Origin of the sequence: Mesorhizobium sp. M0772 (assembly GCF_040320135.1) — a bacterium.
Lineage (GTDB): Bacteria > Pseudomonadota > Alphaproteobacteria > Rhizobiales > Rhizobiaceae > Mesorhizobium.
The window spans coordinates 1-20,094 of the sequence record NZ_JAMYPB010000029.1; the positions used below are offsets into that span (position 1 = coordinate 1).

21 protein-coding genes and 1 pseudogene are annotated in these 20,094 nt (G+C 59.5%); 11 read left to right on the forward strand and 11 right to left on the reverse strand.

What is annotated here, in order from left to right; translation table 11 throughout:
- Positions 1-200, reverse strand: a 200-nt coding sequence (locus NKI06_RS19145; RefSeq protein WP_352986656.1) for a hypothetical protein, incomplete at its 3' end; no start/stop codon positions are given.
- On the opposite strand from NKI06_RS19145, the gene NKI06_RS19150 reads away from it, so the two are divergent.
- The 6 genes from NKI06_RS19150 (at position 199) to NKI06_RS19175 (ending at position 6,107) form a co-directional block, all read left to right on the forward strand.
- Positions 199-1,932, forward strand: a complete 1,734-nt coding sequence (locus NKI06_RS19150; RefSeq protein ID WP_352986658.1) for a type I secretion C-terminal target domain-containing protein — start codon at positions 199-201, stop codon at positions 1,930-1,932. The genes NKI06_RS19145 and NKI06_RS19150 overlap by 2 nt on opposite strands.
- Positions 1,933-2,004: 72 nt before the next feature.
- A complete protein-coding gene (locus tag NKI06_RS19155; protein WP_023681064.1) occupies positions 2,005-2,373 on the forward strand; it encodes a hypothetical protein in 369 nt (122 codons plus the stop codon).
- Between the two features lie 263 nt (positions 2,374-2,636).
- Entirely contained in the window at positions 2,637-3,164 is a 528-nt protein-coding gene (locus NKI06_RS19160) for a lytic transglycosylase domain-containing protein (protein WP_502900601.1), read from the forward strand.
- 98 nt (positions 3,165-3,262) lie between these two features.
- Positions 3,263-4,462: an ABC transporter substrate-binding protein gene (locus NKI06_RS19165; protein ID WP_352986663.1), complete on the forward strand. Its 1,200-nt coding sequence runs from the start codon at positions 3,263-3,265 to the stop codon at positions 4,460-4,462.
- A gap of 13 nt (positions 4,463-4,475) precedes the next feature.
- Entirely contained in the window at positions 4,476-5,189 is a 714-nt protein-coding gene (locus tag NKI06_RS19170; protein ID WP_352986665.1) for a thermonuclease family protein, read from the forward strand.
- 165 nt (positions 5,190-5,354) lie between these two features.
- A complete protein-coding gene (locus tag NKI06_RS19175) occupies positions 5,355-6,107 on the forward strand; it encodes a GGDEF domain-containing protein (RefSeq protein ID WP_352986667.1) in 753 nt (250 codons plus the stop codon).
- A gap of 300 nt (positions 6,108-6,407) precedes the next feature.
- On the opposite strand, the gene NKI06_RS19180 is transcribed toward NKI06_RS19175, so the two are convergent.
- The 3 genes from NKI06_RS19180 to NKI06_RS19190 form a co-directional block, all read right to left on the reverse strand.
- Positions 6,408-6,830 carry a hypothetical protein gene (locus NKI06_RS19180; protein ID WP_352986668.1) on the reverse strand — a complete coding sequence of 141 codons (423 nt, stop codon included), beginning with the start codon at positions 6,828-6,830 and terminating at the stop codon, positions 6,408-6,410.
- Complete coding sequence (locus tag NKI06_RS19185) at positions 6,758-7,045, reverse strand: hypothetical protein (protein WP_352986670.1); 288 nt, start codon at positions 7,043-7,045, stop codon at positions 6,758-6,760. Before NKI06_RS19185 ends, NKI06_RS19180 begins: the two co-directional genes overlap by 73 nt.
- 929 nt (positions 7,046-7,974) lie before the next feature.
- Positions 7,975-8,253 (reverse strand): hypothetical protein, encoded by a 279-nt coding sequence (locus NKI06_RS19190; RefSeq protein WP_352986672.1) that lies wholly within the window; start codon positions 8,251-8,253, stop codon positions 7,975-7,977.
- Between the two features lie 571 nt (positions 8,254-8,824).
- Between NKI06_RS19190 and NKI06_RS19195 the strand changes: the two are divergent.
- From NKI06_RS19195 to NKI06_RS19205, 3 genes and pseudogenes are all read left to right on the forward strand, one after another.
- Positions 8,825-9,159: pseudogene (locus NKI06_RS19195) on the forward strand (sunset domain-containing protein).
- 393 nt (positions 9,160-9,552) lie between these two features.
- Positions 9,553-9,687 (forward strand): hypothetical protein, encoded by a 135-nt coding sequence (locus NKI06_RS19200; protein ID WP_352986674.1) that lies wholly within the window; start codon positions 9,553-9,555, stop codon positions 9,685-9,687.
- Positions 9,688-10,110: 423 nt separating this feature from the next.
- Complete coding sequence (locus NKI06_RS19205; RefSeq protein WP_352986676.1) at positions 10,111-10,344, forward strand: hypothetical protein; 234 nt, start codon at positions 10,111-10,113, stop codon at positions 10,342-10,344.
- 67 nt (positions 10,345-10,411) lie between these two features.
- On the opposite strand, the gene NKI06_RS19210 is transcribed toward NKI06_RS19205, so the two are convergent.
- From NKI06_RS19210 to NKI06_RS19220, 3 genes are read right to left on the reverse strand one after another with little or no spacing between them, the layout of a single operon-like run.
- Complete coding sequence (locus tag NKI06_RS19210) at positions 10,412-10,657, reverse strand: hypothetical protein (RefSeq protein ID WP_023714697.1); 246 nt, start codon at positions 10,655-10,657, stop codon at positions 10,412-10,414.
- 37 nt (positions 10,658-10,694) lie between these two features.
- Positions 10,695-10,895, reverse strand: coding sequence for a hypothetical protein (locus NKI06_RS19215; RefSeq protein WP_352986678.1), 201 nt, complete (start codon positions 10,893-10,895; stop codon positions 10,695-10,697).
- Positions 10,896-10,951: 56 nt separating this feature from the next.
- Positions 10,952-11,248: an ATP-dependent DNA ligase gene (locus tag NKI06_RS19220; RefSeq protein ID WP_023701099.1), complete on the reverse strand. Its 297-nt coding sequence runs from the start codon at positions 11,246-11,248 to the stop codon at positions 10,952-10,954.
- 179 nt (positions 11,249-11,427) lie between these two features.
- Here NKI06_RS19220 and NKI06_RS19225 point away from each other — a divergent pair, with 179 nt between their 5' ends.
- Positions 11,428-11,940, forward strand: a complete 513-nt coding sequence (locus NKI06_RS19225) for a response regulator (RefSeq protein WP_023753040.1) — start codon at positions 11,428-11,430, stop codon at positions 11,938-11,940.
- A 1,105-nt stretch (positions 11,941-13,045) separates the two neighbouring features.
- Here NKI06_RS19225 and NKI06_RS19230 read toward each other — a convergent pair.
- Positions 13,046-13,546, reverse strand: coding sequence for a pyridoxal phosphate-dependent aminotransferase (locus tag NKI06_RS19230; RefSeq protein WP_084627197.1), 501 nt, complete (start codon positions 13,544-13,546; stop codon positions 13,046-13,048).
- 481 nt (positions 13,547-14,027) lie between these two features.
- On the opposite strand from NKI06_RS19230, the gene NKI06_RS19235 reads away from it, so the two are divergent.
- Positions 14,028-15,458 (forward strand): coiled-coil domain-containing protein, encoded by a 1,431-nt coding sequence (locus tag NKI06_RS19235; protein ID WP_023681049.1) that lies wholly within the window; start codon positions 14,028-14,030, stop codon positions 15,456-15,458.
- Between the two features lie 289 nt (positions 15,459-15,747).
- Here the strand turns inward: NKI06_RS19235 and NKI06_RS19240 are convergent, their stop codons facing one another.
- From NKI06_RS19240 to NKI06_RS19250, 3 genes are all read right to left on the reverse strand, one after another.
- Positions 15,748-17,043 carry an HlyD family type I secretion periplasmic adaptor subunit gene (locus NKI06_RS19240; RefSeq protein WP_348524481.1) on the reverse strand — a complete coding sequence of 432 codons (1,296 nt, stop codon included), beginning with the start codon at positions 17,041-17,043 and terminating at the stop codon, positions 15,748-15,750.
- 71 nt (positions 17,044-17,114) lie between these two features.
- Positions 17,115-18,827, reverse strand: a complete 1,713-nt coding sequence (locus NKI06_RS19245; RefSeq protein WP_352986681.1) for a type I secretion system permease/ATPase — start codon at positions 18,825-18,827, stop codon at positions 17,115-17,117.
- Between the two features lie 333 nt (positions 18,828-19,160).
- Positions 19,161-20,075: a class I SAM-dependent methyltransferase gene (locus NKI06_RS19250; RefSeq protein WP_352986683.1), complete on the reverse strand. Its 915-nt coding sequence runs from the start codon at positions 20,073-20,075 to the stop codon at positions 19,161-19,163.
- Between the last annotated feature and the right edge of the window lie 19 nt (positions 20,076-20,094).

Genomic DNA, 20,094 nt, shown 5'->3' on the forward strand with positions numbered 1-20,094 from the left:
AGCCTGTTCGAGAACCTTGCCGTCTCGCTCACCGACCAGGACGGCCAGAACGCCACAGGCACGCTGTCCGTCAACATCGTCGATGACGTGCCGACATTGGGAACCGTGCAAAGCCAGCAGGCAAGCACCGATACGTCGCAAACGCCGGCCGTTGGAACACTCCACTTCGTCGCCGGCGCCGACGGCGCCGGGGCCACCATGACGATCACTGCCAACACAACAGGCATCACTTCGGCCGGCCACAACCTCATCACGGAGCAGTCCGGCAGCGTGTTGACCGCCTATGCCGACAACAACAACAACGGAAGCCATGATGCAGGCGACACGGCGGTCTTTACCATCACCGTTAATCCGAATGCCGGTACGTCGGGGCAGTACACGTTCGACCTTTTGGCACCTTTGGACGGCACTGTCAGTAATGTCTCCGTTGCATCGAGCGGCGCCTTCGGCTCCGGCCCCAGCAATTCCATCGTGGTGACGGCGGGCGGTCAGAATGTCGTGATGGTGACCGGATGGGCGCCAACGGATGCCGGCGGCTCCTTCACCTCACCACACGAGACGGCATGGCTGGCCGGCGGCATGCCATCGTTGACACAAACAAGCAACGTCAACGGTTCGTCAGCAGGTTGGGGCCTCGGCAACAACAATTTCGACGGAGGCGAGTTCATGCGTTTCGATTTCGGGACGCCGGACGACTATGACGGCCCGGGCGGCTATACGGCTCCGGCCATCACCCTCGCGACTGTTAGCTATGCCAAGTTTTCGTTCGATGCGGTTACCGCCGGCGACAAGATCGAGTTCGTCGCCCACTACACCAACGGAACCACGGCTTCCTTCACTCCGGCGGTCGGTGCGACGTTGCTGACGATCACATCGCCTGCCGGAACGCAGATCGCATGGGTCGACGCCTATGAGTCGTCGGGCAAGACCAAGCTGAACCTGACGGATGTCGGGGTCACGAGCACCACGGTCGACCATACAATTCCGGTCGCGTTGCAACTCACGGATGGCGACGGGGACACAACAACGACGGCGAATTTCACTGTCCACGTGGCGGCCGGACTGATACCTTTTGCCATTGCCGCTCCGGTCGTACTCGACCTCAACCATGATGGAATCCACACCACCGATCTGACGCACTCCACCATTTCGTTCGACTACAACGGCGATGGCGTCGCTTCGAAAACCGCCTGGGTCGATACGCATGACGGTATCCTGGCGATCGATCTCAATGGCGACGGCAAGGTGAACAACGGTTCGGAGATCGTGTTCACCCAACATGCCGCCGGCGCTGCGACCGACCTTGCCGCGCTCGAGCAGCTCTATGACACAAATCATGATGGCAAGCTGACTGCCGCCGACCACGACTTTGCGCAATTTGGTGTCTGGCAAGATGCCAACGGCAACGGCGTGTCGGATTCGGGCGAGTTCAAATCTCTGGCCGCCTTGGGTATCGTCGAGATCGGCCTCGATAGCAACAATCAGCACTCGGTTTCGGCGGACGGCTCGGTCTTGACCTATGGCGAAGCCACCTTCACGACCGCCGACGGTCAGATAGCCGCGGTCGGCGACATCGGCTTCGGCAACTACGATAACGCTAGCTCCGGAAGCACGGCCGCCATCGCCGGCACTTCGGGAGCCGACACGTTCAAGATCGACAATCTAAACATCAAGGATCTGATCGCCGACTACCATGCCGGTGAAGGGGACAAGATCGACTTGAGCGCGTTGTTCGACAAGGCGCCGGCCGGCAACATGGCCGACTATGTGCATTACGACACCGCGACCAGCACCGTGAGCGTCGATACCAGCGGCTCGGGCAACGCGGCCAACTTCGTGGATGTCGCCGTTCTGCAGAATGCGCCTGCCACCGGCACGATCAACATCCTCTACGACGACACACAACATCAACAGCACACGGCCACGATTTAGCACTTATGCGTGGCCGTACTCTCATGCTACATATTAGCGAAACATAAAACCGCAGTTTGGAGAGGGACTTAAATGAAGCGTTGTGCAAGATTGCTGGCTTCGGCCGCGGCGCTGCTGTTGGCTGGATCGACTGGCTTCGCCGCCGACATCATCGAAGGGCCGGTGGCCGACTATTGCCGGACCGTCGGCACATCGAACCTGGTCCTGACCGACAACATCGTCGATCTCAAGGCCGAGGTGGTGAAGCTGATGGACGAGTCGGTGGCCGTCGCCAACAGCTCGGAATGGATCAATTCGTCCCGTCCTACCTTCGTCTGGGCATCGGAAGCCAAGGTCGCCTGCGGCATGGCCTATGGCTACCTCAAGACGAACTACAAGGACGAGGACACGCTCAACAAGTGCGAATGCTTCCACGACCGCATGGTCGAGTACATGAACTGACCGGAAGGGATCCGGCAGTGCCGGTTGGCTGACCCATGGTCGGCGGACGATTGACGAGGGCGATCGCCGGAGCGATCGCATTGACCGGTTTTGGCCAGCTTGCCACTCAAGCCTGCGCCAACTGGCTGGAACGACCTAGCCTGGAGAGACCAGCACCGTTCGGTTTGAGGCGGCCGGTTCGCTGCGACGCCGCCTCCGAATGGACGCGCGCGACATTCAAGGCGTTTGCGACATGCCAGGCATCGCTCTACGGCTTGGAGCCGGTGCTGGCGCACGCGGTGATGGAGATCGAAAGCGGATTCGATCCCGATGTGCACGGCGCCGATGGTGAGGTCGGGTTGATGCAGGTGATGCCGGGAACGGCCCGAATGCTGGGCTTTCGTGGCTCGCTCGACGAGCTTGGCGCGCCGGCGACCAACATCGCGCTCGGCGTCAGATATCTGGCGCAGGCAAACAGCCTTGCCGCAGGCGATCTCTGCACCACCGTCATGAAGTATCGTGCCGGGCACGGTGAAACCCGGTTCTCCGAACTTTCGGTCCGCTACTGCCGGCGTGCGCGTGCAATCCTGGCGAGAGAAGGTTTTGCGGTGGCCGGGCCATTGCCGGTGGCGACGTTCGGATTCTCCGCATTCCCGACAGCAGGAGACGATGGTGCCCCTGCCCCGGCGAGGCGGATTTGTGTGCGCCGACTGTTCGTGCCGGGCCCGCGATACATGAAATGCACGGACTATCGAAGCGCCGGGCAAGCCAGAATGATCAAGGCGCTCCGGGCAAGACTTTTCGACGGCTGAGCCATAATCCAGCAATTGCAAAGACGGCGAGGCAAGTCTGCCGTAAGATGAACGGATGAGACCGGGACAAATACCCGGCGGGATATGAGGGAGGCATCATGGATTCTGGCCGGCAGCGACACGGTTCGTGGACGTGGGCGATCGTCTTTGCGTTCGCGGGCATAGTGTCGGGCTGCCAGTCGAAGGGCAGCGTCTCGGACGCGCTCGACCCGGCGGCGATCGCCGCACCCGGAGCGCCGGCCGCCGGCGCTGTTGCCGGTCCCGCCCAGGCGACGCAATCGCTCGGCACGGGATCGACGAAGGTCACGATGCTGCTGCCTTTGTCGGCCCCGGGCAACGCCGGCGAAAACGGCCGGAAGATGCTCGATGCGACCAAGCTGGCGATGGCCGACCTTGGAAATGTCCTGCTCACGGTCACGGTCGAGGACACCAAGGGCGACAGCGCGCATGCCAGCGAATTGGCTGTGAAGGCGATCACGAGTGGAACTAAGATCGTCATCGGCCCGGTCGAACTCGCGGCCGCGCAGCACATAGCCAAGCTCTCGGGATCGAAGCGACCGCCGGTGCTGGCGCTGGCCGACAATTTCGCCGGCGGCCCGGGCGTCTATGCGGTGCGCCTCAACGAGGCCGACAGCGCGGCCGCGGGCGCAGCCGGCCTGGCGGCCAAAGGCAGCAAGAAGTTCGTGTTGCTCGTTGCGGCGGGCGCGAATGCCGGCGTGGTTGAAAAGCGGGTCGCCAACAGCCTCAGCATCTATGGCGCGACACTCGCCGTCACCATTCCGTATCCGGCCGGCGATGGCGGCACCAAAGTGGTCAATGATGCGGGCTCGCTGGTCGAGGCTCCCGATGCCATCATCATCGCCAGCGGCGACGACAATCCGGCGCAGATCCTTGCGGCGCTCAAAACGAAAGGCATTCCCGGAAAAGCAGTCGCCGTCGTTGGAACCAACCGCTGGCTGGAACATCCGATGGAGCCGCTGTTTGAAGGCTCCTACATCGCCACGCTCGACCCAACCGAAACCGGCCCAATCGCCGACCGCTTCAAGACGACCTACAATTATCCAGCCGACGCCAATGTCGCCTACGCCTATGATATGGTCGCCCTGACAGCAGGAATTGCAAGTTCGGCCGGGCCTGACGGCTTCAGCAAGCAGGTGCTCGAAAATCGGAGCGGATTTCGCGGATCGACCGGCCTGTTCCGGTTTCGGGCGGATGGCTCCAGTGAGCGATCCATGCCCTTCTATCAGGTTCAAAAGGGTGCACTCAAGCTGGTCGCCAAATCGACATCGGGGTATTGAGGGGCAAGGAACCTTGCTTGAGTTGATGGGCTGGCTGAGGCACAATCGCTTGATAGCGCTCGGAAGCCTGCTGCTCCTGTCCGGGGTCTTGTTGATCATCCGGGCCGCCGATCTGCTTCCCATCGATCGGCCGATACCAGCGTCGCGTCAATCCATCGACGATAGCCAGCCACTGCGACCAGTTGCGACCGTCGCCAATACGCCATGGCGAGGACGGGCACGCAAGATTGCTCAGGACCTTATCGCGCCGCCACAGCTTGATCCGGCGCAAATCGAACGGGTCGAGCCGCGCCTGCCGCTCAGCGACCTTGGTCTGGCTTCGCCTGCAGGGATGCGGATGCCAAAGGATTGGAAAGAGGTCCTGCTGTACCAACCGGTTGCCACCTCGTCGGCAACCTTCGAATCGATGGGGCGCAAGGTAGCCATCAGCGGGATCCAAGGCATTGACCTGGATGAGACCTGTTCCTTTCGCGGCATCGCCTGGCCTTGCGGCCAGCGTGCGCGCGCGACGTTCAATTCCTGGCTGCGCGGCCGGGCGCTGAAATGCGTCGTGCCGCCGGAAATCGATCGTTTTGCCATTGCGGCACCGTGCAGCTTGGGCAAGCAGGATGTCGGCGCGTGGCTTGTTTCCAATGGCTGGGCGACGGCCCTGGCGAGTGGCATCTATGGCAAGGCGGAGGCAGTGGCCAGAGACGCGCAGATGGGGATATTCGGCCCGCCGCAATAGCCGATAATTCGGTGTCGTTGCTTTTGCCGCCGTAGCCTTGCTTTTGAAGGGCTGATTTCGGGCCGATGGTAGGTGATTGCGCCATTACTAAAATTGTATGTTTCCTCGAAACTGAAAGTGCAGCACCTTGGCCTTATGACAGCCGATCAGGCGGGAGATTGGCTAATGATGACACCAATGGCGAATAGCTCGCCCCGGCAATGGAAAGATATCGCATGGCTGACTGCCCTGGGATCGGCGGGAATTCTGCTCCTCTCGGTTGGCCTAAATTATCTGCTTCTGTTCTCGGAAGCATTGACGCCCTTCGGCCGCAGCATGGTCACAGCGATCCTGTTGCCGGTCATCGTCGGTGGCCCACTTTTCCTGTTCATTGGACTGCAGCGGACCGAGCTCGTCCGTTATCGAAGAGAACTCAACAAGTCGGCGACCTTTGACAGCCTGACAGGCTGCCTCAACCGGACAGTCTTCACGTCGATGGTCGAAAGGAGAGCAACCAGGCCGGAATCGCCTGGTGCAAGATCTGGCGCCTTCCTGGTCATTCATCCCGAACACATCAGGTCCATCAATCTGCGCTTCGGCCTTGGCTGGGGTGACGAAGCCTTGCGGCTCATAGCCTCGACCATCCAGTCATCGGTACGCAAGGAAGATCTGGTGGGCCGGATCGGAACCTCCATGTTCGGGGTCTTTCTGCCCGGTGCGACAGAAGACGACGCCAGGGAGATCGGCGAGCGTATCCGGGCGCGCGTGGCCCAAGCCTATTTCGCGCCAAAAGGAACCGCGGATACGCTGACCATCAGCGTCGGCGGCGTGGTGTTTGAAAACGAGTTGGAATTCGAGGACATGTTCCGATCGGCGGAATCGCTGTTATCCGGCGTGGAGCACCAGCCTGGACTTCAACTGTCGCACCTCCACAACTAGACGACTCGTTGCCGGAGGAACACCGCCGGAAATATGTCTTGCCGCACGGCTGCGACAGCGATCATCTTGCCCTTGTTGCCAAACCGGACGATTGACCCATGGGCGGTTTCAACCCGTGGGAGGTCTGGCTCCTGACGGTGCTGATGGCATCGGCCGCGCATCGCTGGCAGTATTGCCGGACCGATCAAGTTCTGGTTGCCGCTGGTTGCAGCAACCTTGATCGCCTTGATGGCCGGCTATGGGACCATGCTCCTGCCGCCGAACTCCTGACAGGCCGAGACACCCGCCGCGCGAGTAGCATCAGGTTCGGCGCTCAGGGTACGAGCGACAAAGCTTGAGGCACACAGATAGCAGCTGGATCCCCACGGCTCTTTCTTCATCGGTGGGGATCACAAGCGCGTCGACGTCGGAACCAGCAAGGCTGATGACCTCGTCGCCTCGCCCATTCAGCTTGTGGTCGATATTAACCGCAAGCCAGCCGGCCACAGCCCCGGCCCTCTCTCGAATATATGGCGCGTTTTGGCGTATGCCTGCCTTGAACACCAGCGTGTCCAGTCCGCCTATCGCAGCGGCCAGCGACCCGATCTCGCGTGCGATACGATAGACGAAGAGATCGACTGCTTCGGCGGCAAGAGGATCATCGGAGTCGATTAGCGTCCGCGTATCACCGGATATCCCTGACACTCCGAGCAGGCCGGATTGCTCGTAGAGAAGGGTGACCAATGAGCGCGCCGCAACGCGTGCTCATGACGAGGCCGTCCAATGTCGAAAACCCCAACACTTATTCCAGCATTCATGGCGCACAGACTGGCACCGCTGCCGAGATGGGCGACGATCACCTTGCCGCCAGCTGCGGGTCCGTAGCGGATCCGAAGCTGCGAAGCGATATGGCTATAGGAAAGCCCGTGAAACCCATAGGAAATTCCGGCATCGGTCATCGCATGCGGAAGGCCATAGATCTTGGCGATCCGAGGCCGAGCGTATTCTTATGGATGACGATCTGGATGCGCCCAGGTAGTCGTCTTCATACGTGTCCTCGCCATATGGAGTTCAGAACCCGCCTAATTGCACGTCGTTGCCGCCGATTACCGCACGCATCGTTGCAGGGTCTTTCGAGACCGGGAGGCTTGAGCTACTGTGACAGGCGCCAACGAAAGACCGAGAAATTGACGAACTGGCCCAAAGCCATTTGACTCTAGCAGAAAGACTTAGCCGATGATGCTCAATTCAAACTTTGAGAATTAAGCGTAATCCATTGGTTATTAAGTTTGTGGGCCCGGAGGGTCAGCGTTTTCTACAGGAAATCAGTACGTCAGTGGTTGGTTCGCCAAGCCGTTCTCTCGTATTCTCTCGTATGGTCTGGCGAACCAAAGGCCAAGAAGACAACTAGTTCCATGAGAGCTGTATTTGACCATGGTAGTATGAGCGCTGCCGCATTTGGCCGGAAGCTGACTGGCCGCTTCTGGCGCAAAACGATAACGGACGTTTAACCTGGTCTGGTTCAAGCACCGTTGTCGGGTTCAAATCGCGTGACCACGCCAATGGTACTCCAGTATGGCGCTTCGGAACCTCCAGGTTGCGAGGCCTTGTGATCGCAAGTAAACAGTCGCGGAATTTGGTCCACGAAATGGCCAATCACCGGTTTCGAACGTCCGCAATTCGTGGCGTCAACGATATATTGCACACCTACGGGACCTTACTGACCGATGCCGGCCTGCTCGCCTGTAGGCTGGCGAGGAGCGGCCCGGGGAGTCTCTGGGCCGGCGTCGGTCACCGCTGGCTACGCTGTTGCCGGCGGAAGCTGACAGTCATTGTGATGAGGGCAATTTGCCCACCATCGTCGTCAAACTGCGCGGCCGTGAATGACCTACTGCATTCCGCGGAGGGAATTCACGTCGGCGCAGAACTCGGCGTAGGGCTTGGTCATTGCCGCGTCATTGCATGCGCGCAAGATCATTTCGCGCATGGCCTTAGGCTTGGCCATGAAGACCGCCTTGAACTCGGGCATGGACTTCCGTGTCTTCATCGAGGCATCGGTGTAGAATGGCACGATATTGTCGACGACATCAACCGCGCCGGCAACTGCCAAGCACCCAGAAAGCCGGCCGAGCACCCGCCGCGAGAATGTGCTGCTCAGGGAGAACAATAGCGAACGCGCTCATTGCCTCTCCCTTCGCTGCGCGCTTTGCCCCAGCCAGGCCACGCGCCTTTCTCGTTCGCCGGGCTTTGGGCTTACAATTCCAATCTCGACATAACCAGCTGCACCATCATCACAGAGCCTGCCGCAGAACCGATGAAGCAGTTGCATGATTAACAGCCTCTCATTCTCTACCAGGCATACTATGACGTCTGGCTGGACCCGGGGACGCCAAAGGACCAGCCTCAAGGACATTCTCAGCCACGACATCGACGGTCAGCTGCAGTTCAACCGCGTTGGACGTGAGGTGAACACGAGCGCGGTCAACAAATTTCCCAACGACCATCCCGGCCTGGTCGGGCGGAGCCGGCGACTTTTTCTGTTCGTCGAAATGGTCAAGCACGCCCCTGCTGGGGCGAAGCTTTCTAAAGCACGCTCCGACCACATATTTTAGGAGGGCGCCACCAACGCTCTACCAATCACGGTTCGGAACACTGCCGAAATAACTGTTAGTCGGCGCTAATGTTCCGGTCTGGACTCGCTACCGCTTTGGAAGCATTCTGCACTCGGGGGAGAGGGCGTGGGCAAAGTCCAGCGTCATCAAGGTGCGGATCAGGCCGACCGCTGGCGCAAGAACGCAAAGGGGCGGTGGATGTGGCGACGGCAATGTCTGCCGGCGCTGGTGATGGTTCCCTGACCGGCTCATCCCAGCTGGCTGGCTGAGTGGCACCCGCACGGCCGGCGCGGGGAGCTGCGATATCAAGGGCAACATTTCCACCAGTACCGATGAGCGATTTATCACGTTCCAGGGCAGGAGCATTACTGGAAGACGACGATCAGTTTCAGTACAGCGAGCGCTGGCTGTGCAGCGAGGCAGAGGCATGGGCCGCCGGCTGGCGCAAAGCAAGGCGGTAGCGCGGTAGCCACCACCATGTGCAGGCCCGCCAGCCCGTCATCCTGATCGCACCCGCCGACCTTGGTCTCACGTCGTTGATTGGCACTGCCACGCGGCTTTCCTTCATTCGCATGGTTCGCAGACATTAGCATGATCGCATACTCTCATCATCCGGCGTCGTCTCCCTCACAAAGCAGCGCCGGTAAGGCTCGGCGCCCTTCTTGTTTGTCCCATGTGCCAAAGGAGGTCGCCGGGCCTGCCGTTGCTCATCTTTGCGGGTTGCTCCTGATGGCTCCGCTTGGCGCCGTGGCCCTGCGTCTTCCTTCGGGTAAGGCCGGCGAGGCGCTTGTCAGACGGCCTGGCATGTAGGATTATGGTCCTCGTTGCGGCGACGCCCTCAATGGAGAGCGCCAATGGCCAGAACAAACCTTCCGAACAGCTTTCCCGGGCTGAAATCGAAGCGCTTCCTGGCGGCAGCCGAAGCGCTGCACAAGAGCATCGCCGGGCCGCTCCTGGCGTACCACAGGGAGCTGCCAAGCTCTACCTGAGGCCCATGGACCCCTGTTGAAGTCGATTGAGACGGTCACCTGCCAGCAGGCGCAGTTCATCCGCTGGAACGGGACAGGACCGGCACAGCCCCGGAGAAGCCTCCGGGCTGGTTCTCCTCGCGCAACTCTCGCGCCGCATCACCTCTAAGAGCAGTTCGAAGACGCTTTCGATTTCGCCGTTGATTTGGTCGGCAGGGATGCCAGGCTTCTCGGCCGCTGTCATCAATCGGTCTGCTAAGTCGCTGGCGGCGATCGGATCGCCCCGCGTCACAATCGCGGCGCGGAGGGGTTTTATTAGCTCCCCCTCATCTTGACGCCGGCGCCGGCTGCTCCAAAGTCTTGGGCATGGCTCGGGGAAGTATCAAAGTTGGCGACGAGGTCGCAGTCACGGCGATTGTGCGCGGCCGGGTGACGCCCGATCGCATGAGCGTGACGATCCCCTCCTACGACTTCCCGCATTCTGTTGTCGATTCGACTTGGAAGGCTGTGATTGGCCAGCATATGGAATTGATCGGCCCTGTCACACGCATCGACGGGGACAAGGTAACCGTCAGCCTCCGGCCATTGGTGACTGTCGACGCCGAGCACGTGCGCCTGGTCGAAAGCAACGTGGCGCTTCCGCGAGCGCGAAAAAGGCCGCTCGTTGACAAAGTTTAACTTGCCTGCCCACCCAAGGAACGGCCAGTGAAACTTTCCCCATCACATCGGCTCTGGTCGCCTCCCGCTAGCTGCCGGCGCGTTGCGATATCGGCGCAGTAGACGGGTCGGCATTTTCCGAACTTTCCGACATCTCGTCGCGATGACGTTGGCGAAGGCGCTTCAGCAGTTCGCGTGAGGCTTGGATCGCCCTGCGCGATTGATCCATGTTCTGGCGAAACGTGGCGCGTTCCTCCATGGACTTCTGCCACTTCAGCAAGGTAGCCGTAGTCGCAGTGGCCGCTTGAGCGATATCTATGGGCGTTGCAACCATCGCATCCTCCCAAAAAAGGCAATGGTAAACGCAATCTTTATAGGCCCGACGAAACCCTTTTTTCAATCAAAAACGACCGTACAGATTCATACACCAAATGGTATTCGTCGGGGCGCTCGACGGCGGCTTCGTCGACCTCGGCCTCCATCTCGTCGTTGACGGTTTTGGTCTTGCCAAAACCGTCCATCGCCACACCGTCAAGCCCTGCAGCCAGCTGGCACCTCACGCTCCTTGCCATCCTTGCGCGCTTGGGCGCCGTACATCCAAGCGTAGGTGGCGCGTTCCTGATCTTTCTTAGGCATGGCCATTTGCATCATCCTCCCGGAAATCCAGCAGCCTTGCGTGCCCCAGCTTCTCTTCGCCTTTGAGGGTCTTGACCCAGCCAACCAGTCCGGGCTTCAGCCACTCGGCCTTGTCCTTTTTATGCCCCTTCGGGACCGGGCCGCCAACCTTGCCCTGGACACGATCCCAAAGCGCTTGCCGCTCATCGGCACTGAAGTTGACGAGTGCGCCGCCTTTATAGAGGCCCTTTTCAGCGATGATCACCTGGGTAGCTTTGCCGCGCTCGCGCTGTGCACCGATGATTTGCATTTCCTTTTCCTCAAAGCACTTGATCTTGCGCCAAGCGCTCGTTTGCCGCTGCGATATGGGCTGCCCTTGAGCTTCGAGACCATGTCTTCTAGCCCGTCTCGTCGACCAGGTGGTAGACGGCGTCACCAGTGCGGCATCGCTCCGCTGAATTGAATGCGCCCGCCGGCAGGGATCATTTCGTGCAGGATCTCGCCGCGATCTTCGGTCGGCATCCCGCGCAGGTCATGATGCGTGGAACCCTGCCGGTTGCTGACCGTTCTCCGTCAATGGAAGCCCCGAACCAACAGAGCCAAACGATCCTCGTGGTTGACGGCGACGTCATCGCCCGATGCGTCATCGCGGACTATCTCCGCCACTGTGGCTACAGGGTGATTGAGGCCCATTTCGCACGTGAGGCGCAACAAGCGTTGAACTATGCGGAGTTCGGTGTGGACACCGTCTTGTGTGACGTTGACCTGCCGGGCAACATGAACGGGTTCCAATTGTCGAAGTGGGTTCGCGAGAACAAGCCCGAGGTCAAAATAGTGCTTTCTGCCGCAGTAGAACGAACTGCGATCGCGGCGGGCGACCTTTGTCAGGAAGGCCCGCACCTTGCGAAGCCGTATGAGCCGGCCAACGTAGTGGACCATATCAGGCGACTGCAGCGTGTTTGGAGCTTACGATCCAGGAACCCTGGTGCAAAGCGCAATTGATCTCTGTCAGACGCCGAGAGGCTCGTCTGCATACCAATGGTGATTGGCCCTGCGAACTGGACGCCGCTCAGAGGAAGAACGGCGTATAAGCCGCAGTCCTGCGTGCGGCCGCAACAGTGGACGGTTGTCGCGCGCAGGACGGAGGAAATTCGCCCTCCTGCCGCGGGCGGTGAACGGGATACCGTAGGAGCGTCAGCATAGCGCCGGCCACAGGACGGGACGCGGCACCGACTGTCCCCGCCCGGTAGTCCGCATGTTTTGGTCGAAGCCGACCGGCTGAGATCGTACGCATTTTGGTTCTCGACGGTACGGCCGCTGATCGGCGATGATGCGAGGACCGAGTTGCCTGGAAGAAATCGATCTGGTCTTGCACCTTTTTTGCTTCCTCATTCGCGGGATAGCTTGTGATTTTCCAGCCTGACAGACTCTCCCCTGTCTATAAGAAATTCCCTACGCATGAGCGCACGTCCAACACAGTGCGGGCTCCAATGCTCACCGGCTGCGCGAGAATGGTAACCACCTACCTTGAGGGGAGCGCCACGTGCGTAATCAACGATGCAGGCGCTGCCAACCTCGGCATCCCCGGCAGTAGCAGGCTTATAAATGAATATGTCGTTGATCAACGCTATCGGCGCAGCCGCCGGGAGACGGACAGACCGCGTTTCAGCTAGCTAGGGTATCGATGTTCCAGGCTAAAGGCATTGGCATGTCCGAATTAGAAAAAAGACCTGAATCCCGTAAAGCAGCAACAAAATGCCGAAAGCTATCCAGAAGCCGGGTCGCGTAAGCAATGCCAGATCTTTTCTTAGCTGCTCCATTCACATCAACTAACATGGCCAAGCGTCGTTCCCGTCCGCTGGGGACAAATTTCAACTGAGCTGATAGGCTTCGTCGCATAGTGCCGCGCCACTGCGGATCGAGACACCTCAGCGCCCCGCGTGAGCACGCGCAACTCGATCGGAGGCGCAAGGAGAAAGTTCGGAACGGTTCCAAGAACCCCAAGCAAATTGAGCGCCGCAGCGGACGATAAGGTTCACGCATATCCCGGCGAACATCCGCACAGCAATGGTCAATATCAACGGCAGAAGGGCGTCCGAAAAGAAACTCATCTCTGCGTCACCGCCTCATCGAGAGTCACCGCTGCGGCATCCTGAATACAGGTCGGCGACCCGAAGAGCATGCATTGCGCAAGATTTTCCAGATGAACTGATGCCGAGACCGGCCCAAGCGTCCACCCTAGCCTCCAGCCGGTCATTGCATGAGACTTCGACAGGCTGTTCACAATTATCGTCCGCTCTCTCATTCCGGGACTGAATGCTATTGAGAGGAACTCGCCGTCGAACACTGTGCTGCGGTAAACCTCATCGCTGATGATCCACAGATTGTGCCGCTCGGCAAATGTGGCAATGGTTTCCAGATCCTCCTTGCCGAACACATATCCGCCGGGATTGTTTGGGGAGTTCAGCAAGATCGCCCGCGTTCGATCTCCTACCGCTGAACGGAGAATATCCTCGGATGCCTTCCGCCGCGCATTTTGCAGCGATAGTTTGACGGATCGGACCACTGCTCCATCGGCGCGTATTGCCGCTTCGTATGTAGATACCAAGGCTCAAGGCAAAGCACCTCGTCGCCAGCTCCGGCAACGGAAGCTTAGTGTGATTGAGCGGCCAGGCGGCCGGTCCCAATTCGTTCGAATGATGCGCTTGCCTCGCCAATGTCGCATGGTGAGTCAGCCGGCAAACCAAAACACTCAACCGCCGGTTAGGCCCGGCCGCCTGATGCGCCCCACAAGAGGCTGTGCCGGGCCGTTCGTCGGGGCTTCTGCACCTGAGTTGTTAATGTGCCCAGGCAACACACCATTGACGCCAAGACGATGGCAAGAAGGGGAGCCGCGCAGTCCTCAAGAATAAGTCAGCAGGCACCTAGACCGATGTAGGGCCTTCCGATCGCAGCTCTCGGCTCCTCGCGGCGCCGGCGCCCTGGCATCGTTTGATTGAACGAAGACGCTGAGTTGAGCTCTCGATACAAAAGCATCTCAGTCCTCGTGCCTCAATGGTTCCGGGCATGCGGCTGCAGGGGATGAAGTCATGAAGTTCAGGGATTTGATCAGACGCGCCGAGGACAATGTGGAGAGGTCGTTCGACGATCTCGAAGCTGACTTGGCTAACGCTGTCGACCAGTGCCTCGATTTGGAGGATGTCGCCGACGTGCCAAACATGGCAGGCGAAAACAACGAACAGGATGACAGCGTACCAAGCGAGGACGGTGCCGGCGACGACGATGATAGCTCGCCGATACCAGCGCATCGGATGACCTCACATACGCAGAGCCGAATTGCTGCCGTGAGCTCGTTTAACGGCTTGTTCCACGATGCCAAGCTCCATTTCGAGGAGATCAACGCAAAAATCTCCGAAATTACAAGTACATGTCAACTGACGTTCGAGTTTTTTCACATCCTTCACGCGGACATTCTCCGTGCCAACGAACTGGAGTTGGCGAATCAAAATCTGATCGCAGATCAAAGGAACTTGTCGGAAACACTCAATGACCTGAACAGACGGTACTGTGAGCGTCAAGGCACCGTCGAGACATTGCAGCAGCGCCAGGCAAGCCTTGTTCAGGAGTGCGAAGTGCTCCGTGGCGCGTTGGCCGCGGCAAGGCTGGAGCTGGTCGAAGCGGCGAACACCACCACAAAGAACGAAGCGGAATTTGGCGACCTCACGAACATGCTTGCCGCCGCAAATGTCGAGGCCGACAGGCGCTCCCGAGAGAACAAACAGCTGCGTGAAAAGAATGTGAGCCTGTCTATTGACCTGGAAAAGGCCATGAAGCGGGAGGAAGAGGCACGGCATAGGCTGGATGCCTTCTCCACGATCCATGCCAACGAAGCTGCGCGAAATTCCGAAATGCTGAGTGCGCTCGGCAAGAGCGAAAAAGAGGCAATCAAATTGCACACCTCACTCGAGGTTGCGCAGGCGAAGCTATGGGAGGTGACCGAAGCAGCCAGGATTATGCAGGCGGACATGGATGGCGAGCTTAAACGCTGCCAGGCTGAGAACCGAGGATTGCGCTCAGAAATTCAAAGTCTCCAATCGCGCTTCGAACTCGCCTCAAACGCAAACAACGAGGCCGCGGCCGAGATCGCCAGGCTCCAGCTACAATGGAGCGACGCCCTGGCCGAAAAACAGGTGACCGACGAAAGGTTGGCCGCACTCACCGAGGAGGCCGAAACCAACAAGGTGAACCTTTCGAAGATCGCCGCAGATTTTGCACAGCTGTCCATGCAGCAGGCGTCCGATCAGATTGAACTCGATGTGAGACGGCAGGAATGCGAGGACCTGCGGGTCGAAATTGCCTCGGTCAATGCTCGGGTCAGGGAATTGCTGCCCTACAAGAGGTCGCATGGAAGCGCGAACGCCTTGCCGCATACATCTGACGTGGCAAATGTAGCGGTGACTGCAGACCGAACGGTGCATGCCGCACGCCGTGTCCGCCGCAGGGCCCTCGCCGCGTCGTAGGAGCAAAGAACCTCTCCTCGTGAGGCAATTGCTCATCTCGATGATCGTGGAACGGTATGCGCTGTTTGTTGCGCAAAAGATGACAGGACACTAACGCTGTTGTCGGGGCAGGACTTGGTGAGGCGGCCAGGAAAATCCTGTTGGGGCATCCTTCTAGCCGGGACAATGTCCCAGACGAGCCTCGCGCGTCGGCCGCAGGCGTCACCCCTGTGGCATCACGTCGCCTACCCTAATATGTCAGCAAGCACGCCTGCCGTGTTCCCGCGGTCGACCGCTCACAGCCGCCATGTCATTCCCGGAAAGCCCTCGACATCTGGTCGGTAAGCGGCTTCAGCAGATAAGACCAGACGCTGTGTTCGTCCGTACTTATGTGAACCTCCGCTGGCATACCGGGTTTGAGCACTTTGGCATCGGTCAGACAGGTGGACTTGTCTTCGACATTGATGCGCGCCGAGAAATAAGAAAGCTGGCGCTGTTGATCTTTTATCAGGTCCGCCGAGATGCGCTTGACAGACCCTTGGCAGGCAGGCGTAGTGCCGGCGTCGAAAGCCGGAAACCGGATCGAGACCCGCTGACCTGGACGAACGTCATCTATGCGCGACGGCGCAATCAGCGCGTCGACGACAAGGTTGCCGGTGTCAGGGACAATCATCATCAGAACTTCGCCCGCGGCAATCACGCCGCCGATCGTGTGAATGGAAGATTCCTGTACCGTTCCCGATTGCGGAGCGCGGATGGTGGTTTTGGCCAGTTCGTCCTGTGCCACAACCTTGCGCTCGCTGAGTTCGGTTTGCTTGGCTTCCGTTTCACGAAGTTCGCTCGTCACGTCACTACGCCTTTGTTCATCGAGCTGAAGAATCTGCAATTCGGTCTCGCTGATCCGGGCCTGCGCCTCGGCAACTGCCGCCGCGAGGCGCCCTGATTCTCCGTGCGCCCGGGTGGCATCCAGTCTGATGTTGCTAAGTCGCTCTTTGGACACCAGTTTCTTTGTAAAAAGCGCCTGTACATCGACAAGATCGCCATCCAGCAGGACCACGGATTGTTCTTCCGCGGTCTGTTGCGCCTTGAGGCCCTCAACTTGGCGTTCGAGTTGCTTTGAGCGGCTTTGCAACTGTGCCTTCTGCCCCTTGAGGGCCGTAGCGCGGCTGTCGAACAGCGTGCGCTCACCGTTCACCAGCGCAGCCAGCTCCGGCTCGCCCATTCGCGCTTGAAGGCTGAACGGAAGCTGCATCTCCGACAGGCCTTGCCGCTCTGCCTCCAGCCGCACAAGCCGAACCGTTGCCCGATCAAGATCCTTGCTAATTATCTGCAGATTGGCCCGTGTCAGCGTGTCGTCCAATCGTGCCATCACATCGCCGGCCCGTACATGATCCCCATCTTGCGCGAAGATGCCCCCTATCGTGCCGCCCGTCAGATGCTGGACCTTCTTTATGTTGCTCTCGATCACCACGGTCGCCGGCGCAATTACCGCGCCAGCAATCTTGGTCAGTCCGAGCCAGAGCCCGCCGCCGGCAAGCAACATAACCGTGACCGCCGCACCCAGGATCAGGTTGGCCCCGATTCCATCGCGCGTGCCCGAAATCATCGCGTTGCGCCGGCTCCCATTGCCGATCGGGGACGATGGAGCCATCGTCGCCTCAGACAAAAAAATATTCCTCATGCGTGACCGCTCACCCCTTTGTGCATCGCGACGGCCGCTGCCGGGCGTTCAACAGGCGCAGCAAAGGGGCGGATGACGTTGGCCAGGACCTCCTCGCGTGAGCCGAAGGCGTGAAGCATCCCATTGGACATTACGAGTACCCTGTCGATGTTGGTAAGGGCAGAAGGACGGTGCGCAACTACGATGACGATGCCTCCACGTCTGCGCACTGCCAGGATCGCGCCGGCCAAGGCGGTATCGCCATCGACGTCCAGATTTGAATTCGGCTCGTCCAGAACGACGAGAAACGGATCGCCGTAAAGTGCCCTGGCAAGCCCTACGAGTTGCCGCTGTCCAGCCGACAAGGCTGTTCCTCCCTCGCCCATGCGTGTTTGAAAACCGTTCGGCAATCGCAGGATCATTTTGTCGACGCCCGCTGCCTTGGCAGCAGCAAGCACGCCCTTGGCGTCGCCCTTCCCGCCAAATCGCGAAATGTTATCGGCAACCGTTCCATCAAACAGTTCGACGTCCTGGGGCAGGTAGCCAATATGTGCGCCAAGATGTTCTTGGTCCCATTGGTCAAGCGAGGCGTCGTCCAGCCTCACCGTGCCGCGAAGTGGCTGCCAGACGCCCACCAGCGCGCGCACAAGCGTGCTTTTGCCAGAACCGCTCGGGCCGAGAACGGCCATTCCCGTCCCTGCGGCCAGGCGGAAGCTGACATTGGCTACCGTCGGTTTTTGCTGGCCCGGTGGCGCTATGGTCAGGTCCTCGACCGCAAGCTCCGCTTGGGGGCGCGGAAGTTCCATATGTTCGTCCCGGTCAGGAAAAGCGGCCAGGGCCGTTGCCAGTTGCGAATAGCTTTGCCGGAACGCGGCGAAGCCTCGCCAGTTCGCGATAGCGGCGTCAACAGGAGCCAATGAGCGGCCCAGCAAGATGGAGGATGCGATGATCACGCCTGGCGAGGCTTCGCCTCCTATCACCAGGTAGGCACCCAGTCCAAGAACGCAGGACTGCAAGGCCAAACGCAGTGCCCTAGAGAGTGCCCCGGTGGCGCCGACGACGTCGGAAAGCCTCTCTTGGTGCCGCAGATATGCGTTATTGATCTCGCCCCAGCGGTGGGCAAGCCGTGCGGAAAGGCCCATCGCGCGTACGACTTCCGCGTTGCGGCGTCCGGATTCGGCGAGATTGCGTTGCGACACCAGCGTCTCGGACGCGCGTGTCACCGATGTGCGGCCAAGAACTTCCGCCATGACCGTGAGCAGCACGACAATGATCGCACCGCTTGTGGACAACAGACCGAGCGCAGGATGCAGGAAATAGATGATCAGCAGGTAAAATGGAATCCACGGAGCGTCGAATATAACAGTCGGCCCCATTCCGGAAAGGAAGCCGCGTAACTGATCGAGATCACGGAGGGGCTGTATCCGGTTCGCATCCTGCCCGCCAATGAGCGGCAAGGACAGCGAGAGGCCGAACACCCTCTGCTTCAAATTCCTATGGACACGATTGCCCACTCGAACCAGCAGGCGCAGGCGCACGAAATCCAGCAGCCCAAAGACCGCGTAAAGACCCAGCATTCCGATCGTGAACCCGACGAGCGTCGGAACGCTCTGCGAAGGTAAAACGCGATCGTAAATTTGCAGCATATAGACCGAGCCGGTCAGGGCGAGAAGGTTTATGACTGCCGAGAAGACGCCGACGCCTACCAGGCCAGGCACGGTCCCAAGCATTGCGCCTCGCAGATCCGACGAACTCCTTCCACCAGGGTTCATAGGTTTCGACCTCCCGTGAGAGATCGTTGCGCAAGCTCACTGGCCCCACTGGGCACCGACAATCTCTTGCTGTTCAGGAGCGTATCCCCTTAGCCTTCTAATATTACGCCCCACTAACATGATTGGACTTTAGTCAAAATGTAGCAAAATCGTGGCGCTGACCCGAGAAACCCGGAACCCACATGTTAAATCGGGGGAAAACTGCCGTTCCACCGTATTTAGACGGGCTTCATGCCGGGCGAGCCACCCCAAGAAAACCGCTGCCTGCCGTTTTCGGGGCTTTCTCGGGATTTAGCGCTTCCTCGCAACAACCAGGAAGTGTTGCGCCAGCTGGCCAGGAACGCGAAGCCTTCTGCAGGCCTTCTCGACAGGCTGCATCATCATTTCACAAAACCCTGGCAACAGGTTTCCCGGCCGAGGCAGGTAACCGTACGGTATCGTCTGCTCGACGGCGAATCCCGAGGCAGTCAGGAGGGCCTTGAACCTCGCTGCGCTCAGCGTGTTGCGAATGGTGCGTCGAGACACTCGATTGAGCAGCCGGCACGCCAGGCCGACGGGCGACGTCGCATTCATGTGAACGTTGCACACAAGCCGCCCGCCATCTTTAAGGTGCTCATTGATCGCTTTCAGTGCATGCCATTTCAGTTCATCCTCTGCGTTCAGGAAAAAACGAAATGCGGTTACCACATCGAACGTCATACCCAACTGCTCCCTTGTCACGTCGACGTGACGCAAACTCACATTGGGCGGTACTTGAGCGCTGTCGAGCATAGTTCTGGAAACGTCGGCGCCAACCACCTCGCTGAAGAGGCCGGCGGCTACCTCGGCGATGCGGCCTGTTCCGCATGCGAAATCAAGGCAGTTTCGGCTCGCTCCGCTCAAGGGGCGAAGAACGTCGAGGATCAGGGGCTTTTCGATGTTCTCCCAAAGCGCGCCATAATAGCCGGAACTGTGCGTTTTGTTGTAATGTAGGCCGTAGCCGGGCGCGCAATGGCTGGTCCTGTAGCCGTCCGACACGAAGCCGCCCTGCGCATTGCTCTCCTTGCTAGACGTAAATTCCTGCCAATTTCCGGACTCACCGGCGCGCGACCTGGACCGCACAATTCGCGCTGACGGCATATGGAAAGCATAACTTGACGACTGCGTCACCTGATCCGCGTTCGTTGAGGGTGTCAGGGTCGCTCCCTGGTTGAAAATGCGCCTCACCTTGGATCTCCGTTCAGTT